The sequence below is a fragment of the Mycobacterium sp. SMC-2 genome (genome assembly GCF_025263485.1).
GTDB lineage: Bacteria > Actinomycetota > Actinomycetes > Mycobacteriales > Mycobacteriaceae > Mycobacterium.
This window is the reverse complement of sequence record NZ_CP079863.1, coordinates 1890674-1908731: the sequence shown is the minus strand read 5'-3', so window position 1 is coordinate 1908731 and position 18058 is coordinate 1890674. Positions and strand designations below refer to the sequence as shown.

Genomic DNA, 18058 nt, shown 5'->3' with positions numbered 1-18058 from the left:
TCCCTTGCACTCTGCCGAACTGCCTGGCCCTCGGCGGGCGTGGCCCGCCTCGTCGCCAGGCTACTCGCCGGTAACTTTACCCCGACGCTGCTGCAGCGCCTCATCCTTGGCCCGCACGCTCTCGGCCAGCCGGCCTTGAAACTCGACGATCCGGGCCCGCAGCGCCGGGTCGGACGACGCGAGGATCCGCACGGCGAGCAGACCCGCGTTGCGGGCACCGCCGATCGAGACCGTGGCCACCGGGACGCCCGCCGGCATCTGCACGATCGACAGCAGCGAGTCCAGCCCGTCCAGCCGCGCCAGCGGCACCGGCACCCCGATCACCGGCAGCGGCGTCGCGGACGCGACCATCCCGGGCAGGTGGGCGGCGCCGCCGGCACCGGCGATGATCACCTCGATGCCGCGGTCGGCCGCGCCGCGCGCGTAGTCGAACATCACCTGGGGCGTGCGATGCGCCGAGACCACCCGAACCTCAGCCGGTATGTCGAACTCGGCCAGCGCGGAGGCGGCGTCGGCCATCACCGACCAGTCGCTGTCGCTGCCCATGATCACGCCGACCCGAGGTTCAGTCATGTGGATCCCATCCGTCCGTCCACTGCCCGTGTGACAACCAGTGTGCCGCCAGCTCGGCGCGCTGACGCAGCGTGGCCAGCTCCGCCATGTCGGTGCCGAGGAAATTCACGTGACCGACTTTGCGGCCTGGGCGTTCCTGTTTGCCGTAGAGGTGCACGCGGGCGTCGGGCATCCGGGCGAACAGGTGATGCAGCCGCTCGTCCACCGTCATCGCGGGCCGGGTCGCGGCGCCCAGCACGTTGGCCATCACCGTCACCGGCACGGTGGCGTCGGTGTCGCCGAGCGGATAGTCCAGCACCGCGCGCAGGTGCTGTTCGAACTGGCTGGTGCGGGCCCCGTCCATGGTCCAGTGCCCGGAGTTGTGCGGGCGCATGGCGAGCTCGTTGATGAGCAGTACCCCGTCGGTGGTCTCGAACAGCTCGACCGCCAACACCCCGACCACCCCCAGCTCGGCGGCCAGCCGCAACGCCAGCTGCTGGGCGGCGGCGGCCACCTCGTCGTTCAGGTCCGGCGCGGGCGCGATCACCTGCACGCAGATGCCGTCCCGCTGCACCGTCTCGACCACCGGCCACGCCGCCCCCTGGCCGAACGGTGAGCGCGCCACCAGCGCCGACAATTCGCGGCGCAGGTTCACCTGCTCCTCGGCCATCACCGGCACCCCATCGGCCAAAAAGCCAGCCGCGATTTCGCGGGCGTGCGAAGGGTCGCGGGCCATCCGCACCCCGCGCCCGTCGTATCCGCCGCGAACCGCTTTCACGACCACGGGAGCGGCCGTACGCCGCGCGAAGGCATCGAGTTCGGCGATGCTGCGGATCTCGGCGTAGTGGGGCACGGGGGCACCCAAGGCCTCCAGCCGCCGGCGCATGACCAGCTTGTCCTGGGCGTGCACCAGCGCCTCCGGCGGCGGCGCGACGTTGACGCCCTCGGCGACCAGCTTCTCCAGCAGCTCGGTCGGCACGTGCTCGTGGTCGAACGTCAGCACGTGCGCCCCGGCCGCGACCCGGCGCAGGTCTTCCAGGTCGGTGTGCGAACCGATCACGACGTCGGGCGTGACCTGGGCGGCCGACTCGTCGGCGGCGGTGGCCAGCACCCGCAGCGTCTGGCCCAGGGCGATCGCCGCCTGGTGGGTCATCCGGGCCAGTTGACCGCCGCCGACCATGGCGACTGAGGGCGCGGCGGTGGGTGCGGCTCCCGACGGGCGTGTACTCGGCACGGCCATCATCGTGTCACGCCGACAGTCCGGCTTTAGAGGCGTGTTGACCGGCGGTGACGCCGAATCGTTAGGTACGACTTTGCGTCTATTTTGTGTCCGTCCGTACACTGACGACTTGTGCCGTTCGCCGAAGCCGCAATCGAGCGTATGCCCGGGTTTATTCAGCCCTATTTGCTGCGCCACCACGAACTGATCAAATTCGCCATCGTCGGCGGTACCACGTTCGTGATCGACTCGGCGATTTTCTACACGCTGAAGCTGACTGTTCTGGAATCCAAGCCGGTCACCGCGAAGGTCATCGCCGGCATCGTCGCGGTCATCGCGTCCTACGTGTTGAACCGGGAATGGAGCTTCCGCGATCGCGGCGGCCGCGAACGCCACCACGAGGCGCTGCTGTTCTTCGCGTTCAGCGGCGTGGGGGTGCTCCTCTCGATGGCGCCGCTGTGGTTTTCCAGCTACGTCCTGCAGTTGCGGGTGCCGACGGTGTCGCTGACCATAGAGAACATCGCCGACTTCATCTCCGCCTACATCATCGGCAACCTGCTGCAGATGGCGTTCCGCTTCTGGGCGTTCCGACGCTGGGTGTTCCCCGACGAGTTCGCCCGCAACCCCGACAAAGCGCTGGAGTCCGTCCTCACCGCCGGCGGGATCGCCGAGATGCTGGAGGACGAGATCGAGACCGGGAACGTCACGCCGCTGCGCGGCTGGCGCAACCGCGCCAGCCGGTTGGCTCAGCTGGGCGACTCCTCGGACCCCAGGGTGTCGAAGACTTCGTGATACAGCAGCGCGTGCACCTCGCGCAGGCGCGGAATGTCGGAGAACTCCAACGGATCTTGTGACGCCGATTCGATGATCAGCGTCCCGGTGCGGAACATCCGCTCGGTGATCCGGTCGCGAAATTCCACACTGTTGATCCGGGCCAGCGGGATGTCGATTCCGGTGCGGGTCAGCACCCCGTGCCGAAACATCACCCGCCGGTTCGTCACCACGAAATGGGTCGTGAGCCAGCTCAGGAACGGCCACAGCGTCAGCCAGCCGATGATCACCAGCCAGATGCCCCAGATGACGCCGTGGATGATGTTCTTGGCCGGCTGACCCCAATGCGTCGAGTTGAGGTATCCGGACCCGAACGACGCCAGTGCGGTCGCCAGCAGCAGGGCCGCGACGGGCCAGATCAAACGCTTCCAGTGCGGGTGGCGGTGGACGATAACCTGTTCGCCGGCGGCCAGGACGTTATCCGGGTAGCTCATGCTCGCCGACATTAGCTGCGCCGGGCCGCGAAGCTAGCGCAAATGCACGACGTCGCCCGCGGAGACGACGACGGTCTGCCCCCCGCTCTCAATGCACAGCCTGCCGTGGTCGTCGATGGCGCTGGCGGTCCCGACGACTTCCTTGCCGCCGGGCAGGTCGGCCCGCACCCGGGCGCCGATGGTCAGGCTGCGCGCGCGGTAGTCGGCCGCGAGCGCCCAGTCGGCCCCGCGCGCCGCGCGCCAGGCCACGACCCGCCGTCCGAGCTCACGCAACAGCCCGCACGCGAGCCGGGTGCGGTCGGGCGCCGGCACGCCCAGATCGAGCAGCGAGGTCGCCCCCCCGATGCCGTCGGGGGGGCGAAACACGTTGAGCCCCAAGCCGATTACCACCACCGGTCGCGCCACCTCGGCCAGGATGCCCGCCAGCTTGCCCGGGGGATCACCCGCCAGCACGTCGTTGGGCCACTTGAGCCCCACCCGAACCCCCTCGAGCAGCGGGGCCACCGTGTCCACCACCGCCACCCCGGTGGCCAGCGGCAGCCAGCCCCACCCCGCGGTCGGCACGTCGACGATGCTGACGCCGACCGACATCGTGATCTGGGCCCGCGGGGCGGCCGACCAGCCGCGGCCGTGCCGCCCGCGCCCGGCGGTCTGGTGCTCGGCGATCAGCACGGCCCCGGCGACGTCGTCCCCCGACGCGGCCCGGGCCAGCAGATCGGCGTTGGTAGAACCGGTTTCGTCGACGACGTCGAGCCGGCGCCAGCCCAGCCCGGTGCCGATCAGCTCCGCGCGCAGCGCGGCCTGGTCCAGCGGTGCCCGGAGCTGCTCTCGGTCTGTCACCGCACCCAGCCTAGAACTCACCGGCGCCGGCGGCTCATGTCCAGCGCGGCCAAGTGGCTGAACAGCATGCTGGTTCCGATCGGGTTGCCGCCGCCGGGATACGCGGTGCCGCTGGGCGCGGCCATCGTGTTGCCGGCGGCGTACAAACCGGGGATGGGGTTGCCGGACGTGTCGAGCACCCGGGCGGCGGCGTCGGTGCGCAGGCCGCCCTTGGTGCCCAGATCGGAGATGCCGAACGCCGCGGCGTGATACGGCGGGCGGTCGATCGGCACCAGTGGCGATTCGCCCCCCGAGAACGCGCGGTCGAAGGCCTCGTCGCCCCTCCCGAAGTCCTCGTCGACGCCGGAAGCGGCGAAACCGTTGAACCGGGCCACCGTTGCCGCCAGCTGCCGACCCGGCACCCCGATCTTGCCGGCCAGTTCCTCGAGGGTGCCCGCCGAGTGCCACAGGCCGGCGGCGACGTACTTCTGAGTCTCGACGATGGAGACGTTGGGCGCCTTCACCGGCGGCACCTCGCCGTCGGAGTCGTCGTAGATCATCCAGTAGGGCAAGGTGATTGACCCGTCCTGCAGTTGCGCGATGATCTCGCGGCCGGCCCGGTCGTACGCCCGGGACTCGTTGACGAACCGGTTGCCGTCCTGGTTCACGAAGATGCCGCCGGTGAACCACAGCGCGAACGCGGACCGGCCGTCCGGATGGGTCATGCCCGGCGACCACCACGCCTGATCCAGCAGGTCGGTGTCGGCGCCGGCGGCGATGCCGGCCAGCAGCGCCAGACCGCGACTCCCCGGGCCACCCATGGTGTCTCGCGCCGTGCCCGGCACCCCGTACCGGCGACGCAACTCCTCGTTGTTCTCGAAGCCGCCGGCGGCCAGCAGCACCCCCAGGCGGGCGCGGATCGCGCGGCGCGCGCCGTCGCGCTCCACGATCGCTCCGGTCACCGCCCCGTCGGACACGACCAGCTCGACCAAGGCGGTGTCGCGCTGCAGCGACGCTGTCGGGTATTGCCCGATCGCCTTGAGGAACCGCACGACCCCCGAGGTAGTAGTCGGAGGGCGGTTCGGCGCCGAGCCGGTCGGTGTCGAGCGGCCCGCGGATCGCCTCGCGCAGTTCGGGGGCGGCGGCCACCTTCCAGGGCTTCGCGGCGATGTGGCGCCGACCGTCCAGCCGCGCCTTCGGTGCCTTCCCGTAGTAGTCGGGCCAGGGGAGCGGCACGAACTTCAGGAGGGGATCGGCCTGAAGGTACTCGATCAGCGGGGCGCCGCCGCGGACATAGGTTTCCTGGAGTTCGCGGGGGGTGCGGTCGCCGACCACCGAGTGGTAGTAGGTGAGCGCGTCCTCGATGGTGTCGTCGAAGGAGCCGGGCGGCCCGGCCCCGAGCAGCACCGGATTGCACGGGAACCAGACACCGCCCCCGCCCGAGTAGGCGGTGGTGCCGCCGAATTTCGACGTCGCCTCCACCAGCAGCACGTCCAGACCCTCGCGCGCCGCGGTGTAGGCACCGGTGACCCCGCCGCCGCCCGACCCCGCTACCAGCACGTCGCATTCGGCTGCCCAGTCCATCAGCGGAGACTAGCTCGCCGCTAAGCTCGGGTCCCATGACAAGCGTTACCGACCACACCGCGGAGCCGGCCGCCGAGCACACCGTCGACATCCACACCACCGCGGGCAAGCTGGCCGAGCTGCACAAGCGGCGGGAAGAGTCGCTGCACCCGGTCGGTGAAGAAGCCGTGGAGAAGGTGCACGCCAAGGGCAAGCTGACCGCCCGCGAGCGCATCCTCGCCCTGCTCGACGAGGACTCGTTCGTCGAGCTCGACGCGCTGGCGCGGCACCGCAGCAAGAACTTCGGCCTGGAGCACAACCGCCCGCTCGGTGACGGCGTGATCACCGGCTACGGCACCATCGACGGCCGCGACGTGTGCATCTTCAGCCAGGACGCCACGGTGTTCGGCGGCAGCCTCGGCGAGGTGTACGGCGAGAAGATCGTCAAGGTCCAGGAGCTGGCGATCAAGACCGGCCGGCCGCTGATCGGCATCAACGACGGCGCCGGCGCGCGCATCCAGGAGGGCGTCGTCTCGCTGGGCCTGTACAGCAAGATCTTCCGCAACAACATCCTGGCCTCCGGCGTGATCCCGCAGATCTCGCTGATCATGGGCGCCGCCGCCGGTGGGCACGTCTACTCCCCCGCGCTGACCGACTTCGTGGTGATGGTCGACCAGACCAGCCAGATGTTCATCACCGGGCCGGACGTCATCAAGACCGTCACGGGCGAGGACGTCACCATGGAGGAACTCGGCGGCGCCCACACCCACATGGCCAAGTCGGGCACCCTGCACTACGTCGCCTCGGGCGAGCAGGACGCCTTCGACTGGGTACGCGACCTGCTGAGCTACCTGCCGCCGAACAACGCCACCGACGCGCCGCGCTACGCCGAGCCCGTCCCCGAGGGCGCGATCGAGGACAACCTCACCGAGGAGGACCTCGAGCTGGACACGCTGATCCCGGACTCGGCCAACCAGCCGTACGACATGCACGAGGTGATCACCCGGATCCTCGACGACGACGAGTTCCTGGAGATCCAGAACGGCTACGCCACCAACATCGTCGTCGGATTCGGCCGCATCGAGGGCCGCCCGGTCGGGATCGTGGCCAACCAGCCCACGCAGTTCGCCGGCTGCCTGGACATCAACGCCTCGGAGAAGGCGGCGCGGTTCGTGCGGACGTGCGACTGCTTCAACATCCCGATCATCATGCTGGTGGACGTCCCGGGCTTCCTGCCGGGCACCGGCCAGGAATACAACGGCATCATCCGGCGCGGCGCCAAGCTGCTGTTCGCCTACGGCGAGGCCACCGTCCCCAAGATCACCGTGATCACCCGCAAGGCCTACGGCGGCGCGTACTGCGTCATGGGCTCCAAGGACATGGGCTGCGACGTCAACATCGCCTGGCCGACCGCGCAGATCGCGGTGATGGGCGCCTCCGGGGCCGTCGGCTTCGTCTACCGCAAGCAGCTGGCCGAAGCAGCCAAGGAGGGCAGGGACGTCGACGAGCTGCGGCTGCAGTTGCAGCAGGAGTACGAGGACACGTTGGTCAACCCGTATGTGGCCGCCGAACGGGGATACGTCGACGCGGTGATCCCGCCGTCGCACACCCGCGGCTACATCGGCACCGCGCTGCGGCTGCTGGAACGCAAGATCGCGCACCTGCCCCCCAAGAAGCACGGGAACATTCCGCTGTGAGCCGAACGAGCGGAGCGAACGCAGTGAGCGACGGGAGCAAGGCGAACAATTCGGCCGCCGTGAGTAACGAAAACGGTTCCGGGCCAACCGAAGCCGCGGCCCACCCGCACGAGCCGCACGAGCCGCACATCCATGTGCTCAAGGGTCACCCCACCGACGAGGAGCTGGCCGCGCTGGTCACCGCGCTCGGTGTCGTCGGCGGCGGCGTCCCCGAGCCCCGCGAGCCCGAGCCCACCCGCTGGGGCCTTCCGGTGGACCGGCTGCGTTTCGCGATGTCCAACTACCAGCGGCTCACCTTTCAGCAGATGACGCACATGAGGCATTGACCCGCCTGGTGCTCGGGTCGGCCTCGCCGGGCCGCCGCAACGTGCTGCGGCAGGCCGGCGTCGACCCGCTGGTCGTGGTTTCCGGCGTGGACGAAGACACCCTCGTCGCCGGGCTGGGGCCCGACGCGGCGCCGGACGAGGTGGTGTGTGCGCTGGCGACGGCCAAGGCCGAACGCGTGGCGGGCGAGCTGGACGGCGCCGTCGCCGCCGATTGCGTTGTGCTCGGCTGTGATTCGATGCTTTACCTCGACGGCGAGCTGTGCGGCAAGCCCGGCTCGCCCGACGCCGCAATCGCCCAGTGGCGCCGCCTGGGCGGCCGGTCGGGCCGGCTGCACACCGGGCACTGCCTGCTACGCCTGCAGGACGGCGTCATCGCCCATCACGAAGCAGAATCAGCTTGTACCACAGTGCGTTTCGCCGCGCCCACGGACGCGGACCTGCGGGCTTACGTCGCCAGCGGCGAGCCGCTGCACGTGGCCGGCGGGTTCACGCTCGACGGCCTGGGCGGCTGGTTCATCGACGGGATCGACGGCGACCCGTCGAACGTGATCGGCGTGAGCCTGCCGCTGCTGCGGGCCATGTTGGGGCGCGCCGGGCTGTCGGTGACCGCGCTGTGGACGGGGTGATTTGCGCCGAGCGTCGACTTGTTGGGCCAATCAAGCTGTTGTCGCAACAACAACTCGACGTTGGGCACCGGAATCGCCCAACGGTAGGCTCGGTTGCGTGGCATTACCCCCCGATCCAAGCCCGACCCTGACGGCCTACGCCCACCCCGAACGGCTGGTCACCGCCGACTGGCTGTCCGCCCACCAGGGCGCCCCCGGCCTGGTGATCGTCGAATCCGACGAGGACGTCCTGCTCTACGACGTCGGCCATATCCCCGGCGCGGTCAAGATCGACTGGCACACCGACCTCAACGACCCGACGGTCCGCGACTACATCAACGGCGAGCAGTTCGCCGAATTGATGGACCGCAAAGGCATCTCGCGCGACGACACCGTGGTGATCTACGGCGACAAGAGCAACTGGTGGGCCGCCTACGCGCTGTGGGTCTTCACGCTGTTCGGCCACCCCGACGTGCGCCTGCTCAACGGCGGGCGCGACCTGTGGCTGGCCGAGCGCCGGGAGACCACCCTGGACGTCCCGACCAAGACCTCCACCGGCTACCCCGTCGTCGACCGCAACGACGAACCCATCCGGGCCTTCAAGGAAGACGTGCTGGTCACCCTGGGCTCCGAGCCGTTGATCGACGTGCGCTCGCCGGAGGAGTACACCGGCAAGCGCACCCACATGCCCGACTACCCCGAGGAAGGCGTGCTGCGCGGCGGCCACATCCCCACCGCCCGGTCCATCCCGTGGGGCAGGGCCGTCGACGAGAGCGGGCGATTCCGCAGCCGTGAGGAGCTCGAGGCGCTCTACGGCTTCATCGAGCCCGACGACAAGACCATCGTGTACTGCCGCATCGGCGAGCGGTCCAGCCACACCTGGTTCGTGCTCACCTATCTGCTGGGCAAGCCCGGCGTGCGCAACTATGACGGCTCGTGGACGGAGTGGGGCAACACCGTGCGCACGCCGATCGTCGCCGGTGAAGAGCCGGGGGCCGTTCCGGTCCGATGACCCTGCCCGCCCCGCTGGCCGAGGTGGTGTCCGACTTCGCCGAAGTGCAGGGCCAGGACAAGCTGACGCTGCTGCTGGAATTCGCCAACGACCTGCCGGCCCTGCCTCCCGAGTTGGAGGAGCAGGCCATGGAGCCGGTGCCCGAGTGCCAGACCCCGCTGTTCCTCCACGTCGACGCCAGCGACCCGAACCGGGTGCGGCTGCACTTCAGCGCGCCCGCCGAGGCCCCGACCACCCGGGGGTTCGCGTCGATCCTGGCCGCCGGCCTCGACGGGCAGCCCGCCGCCGACATTCTTGCGGTGCCCGAGGACTTCTACACCGACCTGGGTTTGGCCGCGCTGATCAGCCCGCTGCGGTTGCGCGGCATGTCGGCGATGCTCGCCCGCATCAAGCGGCGGCTGCGTGAGTCAGGTCAAAATTCCGGCACCGCCTCAACGGCCTGACGGCGCGGCGCTTAGACTTCCTCATCAGTGTAAGAAACTCTCTTAAAGAAGCCCACGGCGGAAACACGTCCGCTTCACATATGCCAAACAGGAGGCGCAGTGGCTAATCACGCCAGCTCGAGGATCTCCAAAGTGCTCGTCGCCAACCGCGGCGAGATCGCTGTCCGGGTGATCCGCGCGGCCCGCGATGCGGGCCTGGCCAGCGTGGCCGTGTACGCCGAGCCCGACGCCGACGCGCTGCACGTGCGCCTCGCCGACGAGGCGTTCGCCCTGGGCGGCCAGACCTCCGCGGAGTCCTATCTGGACTTCGGCAAGCTCCTCGACGCGGCGGCCAAGTCGGGCGCCAACGCCATCCACCCCGGCTACGGCTTCCTCTCGGAGAACGCCGATTTCGCGCAGGCCGTCATCGACGCCGGGCTGATCTGGATCGGCCCCAGCCCGCAGTCGATCCGCGACCTCGGTGACAAGGTAACCGCCCGCCACATCGCCGCCCGCGCCCAGGCTCCGCTGGTGCCGGGCACCCCCGACCCCGTCAAGGACGCCGACGAGGTGGTCGCCTTCGCCAAGGAGTACGGCGTACCGATCGCCATCAAGGCGGCCTTCGGCGGCGGTGGCCGCGGCATGAAGGTGGCGCGCACCATCGAGGAGATCCCGCACCTGTACGAGTCGGCGGTGCGCGAAGCGGTGGCCGCCTTCGGCCGTGGCGAATGCTTCGTCGAGCGCTACCTGGACAAGCCCCGCCACGTCGAGGCGCAGGTGATCGCCGACCAGCACGGCAACGTCGTCGTGGCCGGCACCCGCGACTGCTCCCTGCAGCGCCGCTTCCAGAAGCTGGTGGAGGAGGCGCCCGCGCCGTTCCTGACCGACGCGCAGCGCAAGGAGATCCACGAGTCGGCCAAGCGCATCTGCAAGGAGGCGCACTACTACGGCGCCGGGACCGTCGAGTACCTGGTCGGCCAGGACGGCCTGATCTCGTTCCTGGAGGTCAACACGCGGCTGCAGGTGGAGCACCCGGTCACCGAGGAGACCGCGGGCATCGACCTGGTGTTGCAGCAGTTCAAGATCGCCAACGGCGAGAAGCTGGACATCACCGAGGATCCGACGCCGCGCGGGCACGCCATCGAGTTCCGGATCAACGGCGAGGACGCCGGACGCGGCTTCCTGCCGGCGCCCGGTCCGGTCACCCGGTACGACACGCCCAGCGGGCCCGGTGTCCGGCTGGATTCCGGCGTCGAGGCCGGCTCGGTGATCGGCGGCCAGTTCGACTCCATGCTGGCCAAGCTGATCGTGCACGGCGCCACCCGCGAGGAAGCGCTCGCTCGCTCCCGCCGGGCCCTGGACGAATTCCACATCGAGGGGCTGGCCACCGTCATCCCGTTCCACCGCGCCGTGGTGTCCGACCCGGCGTTCATCGGCGACGACGAGGGCTTCTCGGTGCACACCCGCTGGATCGAGACCGAGTGGAACAACACCATCGAGCCCTTCACCGGCGGCGAGCCCCTGGACGAGGAGGACGCCCGGCCCCGCCAGACGGTGGTCGTCGAGGTCGGCGGCCGCCGGCTCGAGGTGTCGCTGCCCGGCGATCTGGCACTGTCCGGCGGCGGAGAAGCCGGCGCCAGCGGCGTTATCAGAAAGAAGCCCAAGCCACGCAAGCGTGGGTCGCACGCGGGCGCCGCCGCCTCCGGTGACGCGGTGACCGCCCCGATGCAGGGCACCGTGGTCAAGGTCGCGGTCGAGGAGGGGCAGCAAGTCGCGATCGGCGAGCTGGTGGTGGTCTTGGAGGCGATGAAGATGGAGAACCCGGTCACCGCGCACAAGGACGGCGTCATCACCGGACTCGCGGTCGAGGCCGGCATCGCCATCACCCAGGGCACGGTGCTCGCCGAGATCAAATAACCCGCCCGACAATATTCTTGGCAAACTGTTGTCGACTTGGTCCGGCGCGGGTAGCGTTCGGGTCAGGTTGAGTTCACAGCCGTCCGGATCACGTCAATGGGCGCGGCGAAGGTGAACTCCCGGCGCTCAGCTTAAGTCCACCCCTGGCGTCTTCCGCAGCACATCGTGCTCTATGGATGGAGTCAGTAATGTCTGTGATCCAATCTTGGCAGCGGAGCCGCACGGCGCAGTTCACCACGCGCTGGGACCCGTCGGGGACGCTGATCACGGTGGACGGCGAGCTCGACGCCGCCAACGCCGACCAGCTCGCGGCGTACGTCCAACACGGCATCGGACGTTCGCGACGCGTGATCCTGGACCTGCGCGGCCTGAATTTTATTGGCACGGCGGGCTTTTCGGCACTGCACCGCATCAACGTCGTGTGCTCGCGCGCCCAGGCGGACTGGGCCATGGCGCCGAGCCCGGTGGTGGCGCGGCTGCTGCGCCTCTGCGATCCCGACGGCACCCTGCCGGTGACGACGCCCACGGCCGAGCCGCTCTTAGAGCCGCTGCGGGCGGACGGCGACGAGCCCCTACTGCAATTGATCGCGCAGCCGCGTTAGCGACTTCGCCAGCAGCCGCGAGACGTGCATCTGCGAGATGCCCACGCGTTCGGCGATCTGTGTCTGCGTCATCGACTCGAAGAACCGCAGTACTAACACCGTTCGCTCCCGCTCTGGCAACGCCTCGAGCAGTGGGCGCAGCGACTCCTGATCCTCGATCCGGTCCAGGCCGGTGTCCACGTCGCCCAGGGTGTCGGCGATGGCACGCGCTTCGTCCTCGTCGCTGCCGCCACCGCTGTCGATGGACAGGGTGTTGTACGAGCTGCCCGCGACCAGACCCTCGACGACCTCCCCGCGGTCCATGCCGAGCTCGGCGGCGAGTTCGGTTGCGGTGGGCGCCCGGCCCAGCCGCTGCGACAGCTCGGCGGTCGCGGTGCCGAGGCGCAGGTGCAGTTCCTTCAGCCGCCGCGGCACCTTGACCGACCAGCTGTTGTCGCGGAAGTGCCGGCGGACCTCGCCCATGATCGTGGGCACCGCGAACGAGACGAAGTCGGACCCGGCCTCCACGTCGAAACGGATCACCGCGTTGACCAGACCTACCCGCGCCACCTGGACGAGGTCGTCGCGCGGTTCGCCGCGGCCCTCGAACCGGCGGGCGATGTGGTCGGCCAGGGGCAGGCAGCGCTCGACGATCTTGTCCCGTTGGCGCTGGAATTCCATCGAGTCCGGGTCGACATCGGCCAACTCACGGAACATCTCCGGGACATCGGCGTATTCGTTTGGACGCGAACCGCCGGCAGCTGGTGGGGTCACCTGCTGGAGGCCGCCCGTCGGGCCGTCAGCGTGATACCGAAAATGCTGCCGGTTTGGTCGGGGGCGCGACCATCGTGGAAGGTCTGGACGTCGTCGGCCAAAGACGTCAGCACGTGCCAGCTGAAGCTGCCGGGCGCGACCACGTCGTGGGTGTCGCACGCGGCGGAAGCCTCCACGACCAACTGGTCGTCCTGCGGGTCGACCACCACGACCAGGGTGGCGTCCGGGGTGGCGCAGCGGATCAACCGGGTGCACACTTCGTCGACCGCGAGCCGCAGGTCCGCGACGGCGTCGAAGTCCAGGTCCTCGAAGGTGCCGATCGCCCCGACCAGCGTCCGCAGCATCGCCAGGTTTTCCAGCCGTGCCGCGACGTGCAGTTCGACGGCACGGTGGCCGCGCTGACGCTGGTTGGGGCGCAATCCCGCATCGTTCATCTGGTCTCCCGGCAATGTTTGACTGACACTACTAGCACCCCTCAGCCCGCCGTGGACCGTACGATCGAGCCGATTAGTCACGGTTGCCGCCGGCTGTCGGCCCCGCTGCGGACGGGCCGGAAACCACCCAAACGATTCGGGCACGGCGGCTCAAGCGCGTGGCGCTGATCGCCGGGTTCGCGCTGATATTTGTCGTTCTCGCTGTAGGCATATATGTCGATGTCTTCGTGATCATGTCCCCGTGACGGGGCGACCACGCTGACGTAACCCTTCCGGCACTCATCATGGTGCACAGTTGATACCCACTCGAGGAGGGCGGTAACCCCCTGTTTTTGCTTCCCAGCAAAAAGTTTCCCGGTCGGGTTGGCTGCGGTGAACGCGCTCCTAGCTAGCGGGCCGCTGCCGGTGCACCTCGGGGTGTTCGGCATACCAGCGGTCCGCGAGCCGGCGGATGCGCCAGTGTTCGAAGGCCACCCACGCCAAGCCAAGCACCGCGGCGATGATCGCCAGCACGCCCGCGGTCACGCCCTGCTGGTGGTGTCCGCTGCCGAAGGCGTCCAGGCTTGCGCACGCCCCGACCAAGCCGGCCACCACCAGCAGATATCCGGGCCAGTGCAGTACGTCGATCAACGACTCGCCGGCCAGCGGCCGCGTTGTCCTCAGATGGTCGACGGGATCATGAAAGGTGTCTCCCATGGCTGCTCCTATGGAGATCTTTTGTGCTCATGCGCAGCTCACTACGGGTTGCACATTCAACGGTAGATCGACCGGAAGGCTTTGGCGAGACCCAGTCAGAGGGGCAGCGCAGGGCCCGCGATCGGGGCCACACCCAGGGCCACCATCAGCACCATCAGCGTGAACAGGAACCAGCCGGCGCCGTGCCAGCCCCACCAGGTGCCCTCGGCCTTCCACACGCGATAGGTGCGCAGGAACGCCCACAGGCCGCCCGCCAGCAAAATGAGTGGTCCCCCGAGCGCCAGCAACGCCCGCTGCGGGGCGCCGCAGGCGACCGTGTCGACCCCGGTGCCCGGGCAGGTGCTCACCCACAGCGCGGCCATGACCATGAAGCCGAGCGCCGCCACGGCGGCCAGGACTGCAAACCGGATGGCGGCGCGCACCTCGTCGTCTTCCTGTCCCAAGCGATCACCGCCCGGTCGCTCATCCGCTTTGTGCATCCGTGCCCCTTATATTCCCCCGTGTCGCCAATGCCCTGTTTATCGTTTGCTGCGCCGCTAGGGTTACCGCGCCGGCACCGGCGGAATACGCAGGGGAATAATTACCCGTCGCCGAACCCGGTAAACCGGCTCGGCCCTGGGTCACGCGGTCAAAGCCCCGCGTATGGCGCCCACGGCCGCATCGATCTGGATCACCTCCGGGGTGCGGCGGGCGCATCATCGGGTTGGGAAGGACCCAAAGGGGTGATGGCTGCGGCGCGCGACCAACACCGTCAATTTCCCCGGCGACTTACCGCTGGCCCGGGGCGTGGAGTCCGGAAGGACGCAATGTTGTTGGTGTCTCAGGCCCGATGAGTACTATCTGACACATGCCGACAGCCCTGTCGCTTGCCAGGGTGATGGGACCACCGTTTTGCCATGAGCATGGGACCGGTTGTTTCCGGTTGCTGGCCGTGGGGTGATGGTGACTGATGACCTGGCTGCTGGTCAATTCGGCTGGTCCGAATTGACCGGCTTTCGAGGACGGGGTTTCTGGCGTTGCCGGTAGGACTCGCCCTCGACGACGAGTTCGTAGGCCGCGGATTGGAGCCGGTCCATCGCCGACTGGGCCAGGAGTGGGTCGGCCATCATGGTGAGGATCTCCGGTGGTTCGCGGTTGCTGGTGATGACCGTTGATGCGGTGCGGTGGCGTTCCACGATGAGCTCGTAGAAGTCATTGGTCTCGGTGGCCTCAAGCCGGTGCAACGCGAGGTCATCGATGATGAGCAGCTCGACGCGGTGTAGTTTGCGCATCTCGTCTTCATAGCTGCCGTCTAGCCGTGCTCCGCGGAGGCGTTTGAACAGTTTGTCGGCGCGTTCGGTATGCACGCTGTGGTGACGTCGCACGGCGATGTGGCCTAATGCGTTGGCCAGGAACGTTTTTCCGACTCCGACCGGTCCCATGATGAGCACGTTGTAGGCGTCGGCCAGAAACCGCAGCGAGGTCAACTCTGCCCATAGTTGGCGGTCGTAGCTGACCGCGGCGGTGTCATCCCAGGCCTGCAGCTGCATCTGCGGATCCAATTGTGCTGTCTTGGCGCGGCGGGCGGCGGACTCGCGGTCGCGGCGGGTGACCTCATCGGCTAGCAGCATTTCCAGGAAGTCGTGGTGTGGCAGCCGATTCGATCGTGCCAGCGCGAGCCGTTCGGGCAGGGTGTCGAGCAGGCGGCCGAGCTTGAGGCGGCGCATCAGCGCTTTGAGGTCTGCAGACACCTCGATCGGCTTGACCGCGGGGGTGGCATCGGGGCGGCGGGTTGTGCTCATGAGGGCCTGCGCACCGCGAAGTCGGTGGCCGCGCGGACGAACCGCGACGCCTGCGGCGGGTTCGGGATCAGCGGCAGCTGTGCGCCGGCACCGCGGGTAAGCATGCGCTCGATCAGCCCGACGTCGATGACCTCGGCGTCCAGCGCGCGCTGGCAGGCGTCATCGACCGCGTCGGCGCCGTGGCGGCGCACCAGTCCCAGGAGTCGGTAGACCTGGCGCATCTTGGTCCACGGCAGCGGATGCTCCAGCACCGCCGCCGCGTAGGCGCCGACATGCTGCCCGTGTGCGGATGCCTTGCGCTGCAAGGTGTTGATATCTCGCATCGCATAGACCGACACCTCGGCCGGTAGATCAGCGGGGTCGGTATGGCGGCGTCCTGGCGCCATGACCGGATGGACCTTGATCAGCTCACCGCGCCAATACAGCTTCACCGTGCGCGCATCCACCCGGGCATCCAGCCGGCGCCCAATCAGCTCACCGGGAACGCTGTAGAGCGCCTTGGCGACCTGCACGTGCCGATCGGGAGCCACCTTGGGCCGGCTCCAGGTCGGGATGTCGAACACCTCGTCGGGTGCCGGTTTGAGGTGGGGTAGCTCGTCGGTGGCGAATACCTCGGCCGGGCGCAGCCGAGTGGTGCCGTGTATCCGCATCCCCGCCACCTGCCCACACCACTGCTCGGCTCGTGCCCGGCAGTCACTCAGATTCCGAAAGTCTTCTCCAGCAAAGAAATTCGACCGAACATATTGGACACAGCGCTCAACCCTAGGCTTGTCGCGCGGGCTGCGGATGCGGGTGGGGTCCACGACGAAGCCCCGCGCCTGAGCGTATTCGCGGAAGGCGTCATTAAGTTTCGGATCGGTCGCATCAGCCTTGTCGACGATGGCCTTCATGTTGTCGGGGATCGCCACCGCGAACACCCCGCCGAAGAATGCCCACGCGGCCTCAAACCCGGCGATCACCTCGTGAAGCGTCTGCCGGTAGGTCGGCCAGACGAACATGTGCCGCGAATACACCGCAGTGAAGATCAACCCCTGCACTACCCGCCGGCGGCCATCCGCGGCATCAGTGAGCATTCCGAGCCGACCGAAATCGACCTGCAGTTCAGCACCGGGCTCGCAATCGGCCACCGGCACCGTGGCCTGCCGAATCCCGAACCCCAATTCCGTTGTGGCATAGCGATGCAACGTTCGATACGACACCACCACGCCCCGACGCCCAAGCAGCGTGTGCACCTTCGTCAGAGTCAAGTCTTGCTTCAGCCACGCCTTGATCTGCTCGTGCTGGGCGGCGATGGTCTCCCAGGCCTGGCTCTTGCCGTTGGGCCGACTCGGCCGCACGCCGGCGATCACCGCCGCCAACAGCTCGTCGGTCAACTGACACCCGTCGCCGTCACGGTCCAGCCCGCACGCGCGGGCGCGGTCCACATACCGGCGCACCGTTTTGCGGTCCGTGCCCGATAACCGGGCCACCTCGCGCAACCCATGACCCTGCAGCCACAACCGCAGCATCTCCCTGACTTCGATCACCGACACCTCCCGGTAGCTCATTCGGCCAATACAGCGGCCGAGCAACCGGAAGCCCCCAACGCCACGCCGGGGTGGTCCCATAACTGGCAAAACAGCTAGCCAGATGGTCCCATCACTGGCAATCGGGTGGTCCCATGCTCATGGCAAAACCGGCGCCGAGCTGGTCCCTTATTCCTGGCAGCCGACAAGCCCGAAGGCGCTTGTCCCCGGAGGATAGACGCGCTGAGCTGCTCGCTTTGGGGGCAGAAGTCTTCGGAAAGCGACCCTACGACGAGGTGCGCATCGACGAGATCGCCGAGCGCGCCGGCGTCTCCCGGGCGCTGATGTACCACTACTTTCCCGACAAGCGGGCCTTCTTCGCCGCGGTGGTCAAGGACGAGGCCGACCGGCTGTACGAGACCACCAACATGGACGGCGCCGCCGGCCTGACCATGTACGAAGAGGTGCGGAACGGGGTTATGGCCTACATGGCCTACCACGAGCAGAATCCCGAAGCCGCGTGGGCCGCCTACGTCGGGCTGGGCCGGTCGGACCCGGTTCTGCTGGGCGTCGACGACGAGGCCAAGAACCGCCAACTCGAACACATCATGAGCCGCATCCACGACCTGGTCGCCAACATCTCCGGGGCCAAGCTGGAGACCGAGGTGGAGCGGGACCTCCGGGTGATCTGTCACGGCTGGCTGGCATTCACCTTCGAGCTGTGCCGCCAGCGCATCATCGATCCCATGATCAAGGCCGAGCGCCTCGCCGATGCCTGCGCGCACTCGCTGTTCGACGCCATCGCCCGGGTGCCGCAGATCCCGGAGGAACTGTCCCACGCGATGGCGACGGCCCGAATCCAGCCGAGCTAGCCCACGCTCTTGTCGGTG

At 68.5% G+C, this 18058-nt stretch carries 19 protein-coding genes and 1 pseudogene; 9 read left to right on the top strand and 11 right to left on the bottom strand.

What is annotated here, in order from left to right; genetic code table 11:
• Positions 1-60: 60 nt before the first annotated feature.
• Both purE and KXD96_RS09045 read right to left on the bottom strand, forming a co-directional pair.
• Entirely contained in the window at positions 61-573 is a 513-nt protein-coding gene (gene purE, locus KXD96_RS09050) for a 5-(carboxyamino)imidazole ribonucleotide mutase (RefSeq protein ID WP_260744253.1), read from the bottom strand.
• Positions 566-1795, bottom strand: a complete 1230-nt coding sequence (locus tag KXD96_RS09045) for a 5-(carboxyamino)imidazole ribonucleotide synthase (protein ID WP_260744252.1) — start codon at positions 1793-1795, stop codon at positions 566-568. Before KXD96_RS09045 ends, purE begins: the two co-directional genes overlap by 8 nt.
• A 108-nt stretch (positions 1796-1903) precedes the next feature.
• Between KXD96_RS09045 and KXD96_RS09040 the strand changes: the two genes are divergently transcribed.
• A complete protein-coding gene (locus KXD96_RS09040; protein ID WP_260744251.1) occupies positions 1904-2563 on the top strand; it encodes a GtrA family protein in 660 nt (219 codons plus the stop codon).
• On the opposite strand, the gene KXD96_RS09035 is transcribed toward KXD96_RS09040, so the two are convergent.
• The 3 genes and pseudogenes from KXD96_RS09035 to KXD96_RS09025 form a co-directional block, all read right to left on the bottom strand.
• Positions 2518-3036 carry a PH domain-containing protein gene (locus tag KXD96_RS09035; RefSeq protein WP_260744250.1) on the bottom strand — a complete coding sequence of 173 codons (519 nt, stop codon included), beginning with the start codon at positions 3034-3036 and terminating at the stop codon, positions 2518-2520. The genes KXD96_RS09040 and KXD96_RS09035 overlap by 46 nt on opposite strands.
• Positions 3037-3069: 33 nt before the next feature.
• Positions 3070-3876 carry a biotin--[acetyl-CoA-carboxylase] ligase gene (locus tag KXD96_RS09030; protein WP_260745288.1) on the bottom strand — a complete coding sequence of 269 codons (807 nt, stop codon included), beginning with the start codon at positions 3874-3876 and terminating at the stop codon, positions 3070-3072.
• A 17-nt stretch (positions 3877-3893) separates the two neighbouring features.
• Positions 3894-5439: pseudogene (locus KXD96_RS09025) on the bottom strand (FAD-binding protein).
• Positions 5440-5474: 35 nt separating this feature from the next.
• Here KXD96_RS09025 and KXD96_RS09015 point away from each other — a divergent pair.
• The 7 genes from KXD96_RS09015 (at position 5475) to KXD96_RS08985 (ending at position 11999) form a co-directional block, all read left to right on the top strand.
• Positions 5475-7115: an acyl-CoA carboxylase subunit beta gene (locus KXD96_RS09015; protein WP_260744249.1), complete on the top strand. Its 1641-nt coding sequence runs from the start codon at positions 5475-5477 to the stop codon at positions 7113-7115.
• 23 nt (positions 7116-7138) lie between these two features.
• Entirely contained in the window at positions 7139-7441 is a 303-nt protein-coding gene (locus KXD96_RS09010; RefSeq protein ID WP_260744248.1) for an acyl-CoA carboxylase subunit epsilon, read from the top strand.
• Positions 7438-8067: a nucleoside triphosphate pyrophosphatase gene (locus KXD96_RS09005; RefSeq protein WP_260744247.1), complete on the top strand. Its 630-nt coding sequence runs from the start codon at positions 7438-7440 to the stop codon at positions 8065-8067. The genes KXD96_RS09010 and KXD96_RS09005 overlap by 4 nt, the downstream gene beginning before the upstream one ends.
• Positions 8068-8164: 97 nt before the next feature.
• Positions 8165-9058 (top strand): sulfurtransferase, encoded by an 894-nt coding sequence (locus tag KXD96_RS09000; RefSeq protein ID WP_260744246.1) that lies wholly within the window; start codon positions 8165-8167, stop codon positions 9056-9058.
• The gene (locus KXD96_RS08995) at positions 9055-9501 is read left to right on the top strand and encodes a SufE family protein (RefSeq protein WP_260744245.1); all 447 of its coding nucleotides are present in this window, start codon (positions 9055-9057) and stop codon (positions 9499-9501) included. Before KXD96_RS09000 ends, KXD96_RS08995 begins: the two co-directional genes overlap by 4 nt.
• Positions 9502-9600: 99 nt before the next feature.
• Positions 9601-11397: an acetyl/propionyl/methylcrotonyl-CoA carboxylase subunit alpha gene (locus tag KXD96_RS08990; protein ID WP_260744244.1), complete on the top strand. Its 1797-nt coding sequence runs from the start codon at positions 9601-9603 to the stop codon at positions 11395-11397.
• 176 nt (positions 11398-11573) lie between these two features.
• Positions 11574-11999, top strand: coding sequence for an STAS domain-containing protein (locus tag KXD96_RS08985; RefSeq protein ID WP_260744243.1), 426 nt, complete (start codon positions 11574-11576; stop codon positions 11997-11999).
• Here KXD96_RS08985 and KXD96_RS08980 read toward each other — a convergent pair.
• The 6 genes from KXD96_RS08980 to istA all read right to left on the bottom strand — a co-directional run bounded on the left by KXD96_RS08980 (position 11970) and on the right by istA (position 17210).
• Entirely contained in the window at positions 11970-12752 is a 783-nt protein-coding gene (locus tag KXD96_RS08980; RefSeq protein WP_260744242.1) for an RNA polymerase sigma factor SigF, read from the bottom strand. The genes KXD96_RS08985 and KXD96_RS08980 overlap by 30 nt on opposite strands.
• On the bottom strand, positions 12749-13186 hold the full coding sequence (locus KXD96_RS08975; RefSeq protein WP_260744241.1) for an ATP-binding protein: 438 nt from the start codon (positions 13184-13186) through the stop codon (positions 12749-12751). The genes KXD96_RS08980 and KXD96_RS08975 overlap by 4 nt, the downstream gene beginning before the upstream one ends.
• A 384-nt stretch (positions 13187-13570) precedes the next feature.
• Positions 13571-13882, bottom strand: a complete 312-nt coding sequence (usfY, locus tag KXD96_RS08970) for a protein UsfY (RefSeq protein WP_260744240.1) — start codon at positions 13880-13882, stop codon at positions 13571-13573.
• A 95-nt stretch (positions 13883-13977) separates the two neighbouring features.
• Positions 13978-14361: a hypothetical protein gene (locus tag KXD96_RS08965; RefSeq protein ID WP_260744239.1), complete on the bottom strand. Its 384-nt coding sequence runs from the start codon at positions 14359-14361 to the stop codon at positions 13978-13980.
• 486 nt (positions 14362-14847) lie between these two features.
• Positions 14848-15663, bottom strand: a complete 816-nt coding sequence (gene istB, locus KXD96_RS08960) for an IS21-like element helper ATPase IstB (RefSeq protein ID WP_260737101.1) — start codon at positions 15661-15663, stop codon at positions 14848-14850.
• Positions 15660-17210, bottom strand: a complete 1551-nt coding sequence (istA, locus tag KXD96_RS08955) for an IS21 family transposase (protein ID WP_260737107.1) — start codon at positions 17208-17210, stop codon at positions 15660-15662. Before istA ends, istB begins: the two co-directional genes overlap by 4 nt.
• Before the next feature lie 119 nt (positions 17211-17329).
• Here istA and KXD96_RS08950 point away from each other — a divergent pair, with 119 nt between their 5' ends.
• Positions 17330-18040: a TetR/AcrR family transcriptional regulator gene (locus KXD96_RS08950; RefSeq protein WP_260745287.1), complete on the top strand. Its 711-nt coding sequence runs from the start codon at positions 17330-17332 to the stop codon at positions 18038-18040.
• The last annotated feature ends 18 nt before the right edge of the window (positions 18041-18058 follow it).

Coding starts and splice junctions, on each gene's coding strand:
- purE (WP_260744253.1), bottom strand. CDS start 573: ATGACTGAACCTCGGGTCGGCGTGATCATGGGCAGCGACAGCGACTGG.
- KXD96_RS08975 (WP_260744241.1), bottom strand. CDS start 13,186: ATGAACGATGCGGGATTGCGCCCCAACCAGCGTCAGCGCGGCCACCGT.
- KXD96_RS08985 (WP_260744243.1), top strand. CDS start 11,574: ATGGAGTCAGTAATGTCTGTGATCCAATCTTGGCAGCGGAGCCGCACG.
- KXD96_RS09015 (WP_260744249.1), top strand. CDS start 5,475: ATGACAAGCGTTACCGACCACACCGCGGAGCCGGCCGCCGAGCACACC.
- KXD96_RS08950 (WP_260745287.1), top strand. CDS start 17,330: ATGGCAAAACCGGCGCCGAGCTGGTCCCTTATTCCTGGCAGCCGACAA.
- istB (WP_260737101.1), bottom strand. CDS start 15,663: ATGAGCACAACCCGCCGCCCCGATGCCACCCCCGCGGTCAAGCCGATC.
- usfY (WP_260744240.1), bottom strand. CDS start 13,882: ATGGGAGACACCTTTCATGATCCCGTCGACCATCTGAGGACAACGCGG.
- KXD96_RS09045 (WP_260744252.1), bottom strand. CDS start 1,795: ATGATGGCCGTGCCGAGTACACGCCCGTCGGGAGCCGCACCCACCGCC.
- KXD96_RS08995 (WP_260744245.1), top strand. CDS start 9,055: ATGACCCTGCCCGCCCCGCTGGCCGAGGTGGTGTCCGACTTCGCCGAA.
- KXD96_RS09035 (WP_260744250.1), bottom strand. CDS start 3,036: ATGAGCTACCCGGATAACGTCCTGGCCGCCGGCGAACAGGTTATCGTC.
- istA (WP_260737107.1), bottom strand. CDS start 17,210: ATGAGCTACCGGGAGGTGTCGGTGATCGAAGTCAGGGAGATGCTGCGG.
- KXD96_RS08965 (WP_260744239.1), bottom strand. CDS start 14,361: ATGCACAAAGCGGATGAGCGACCGGGCGGTGATCGCTTGGGACAGGAA.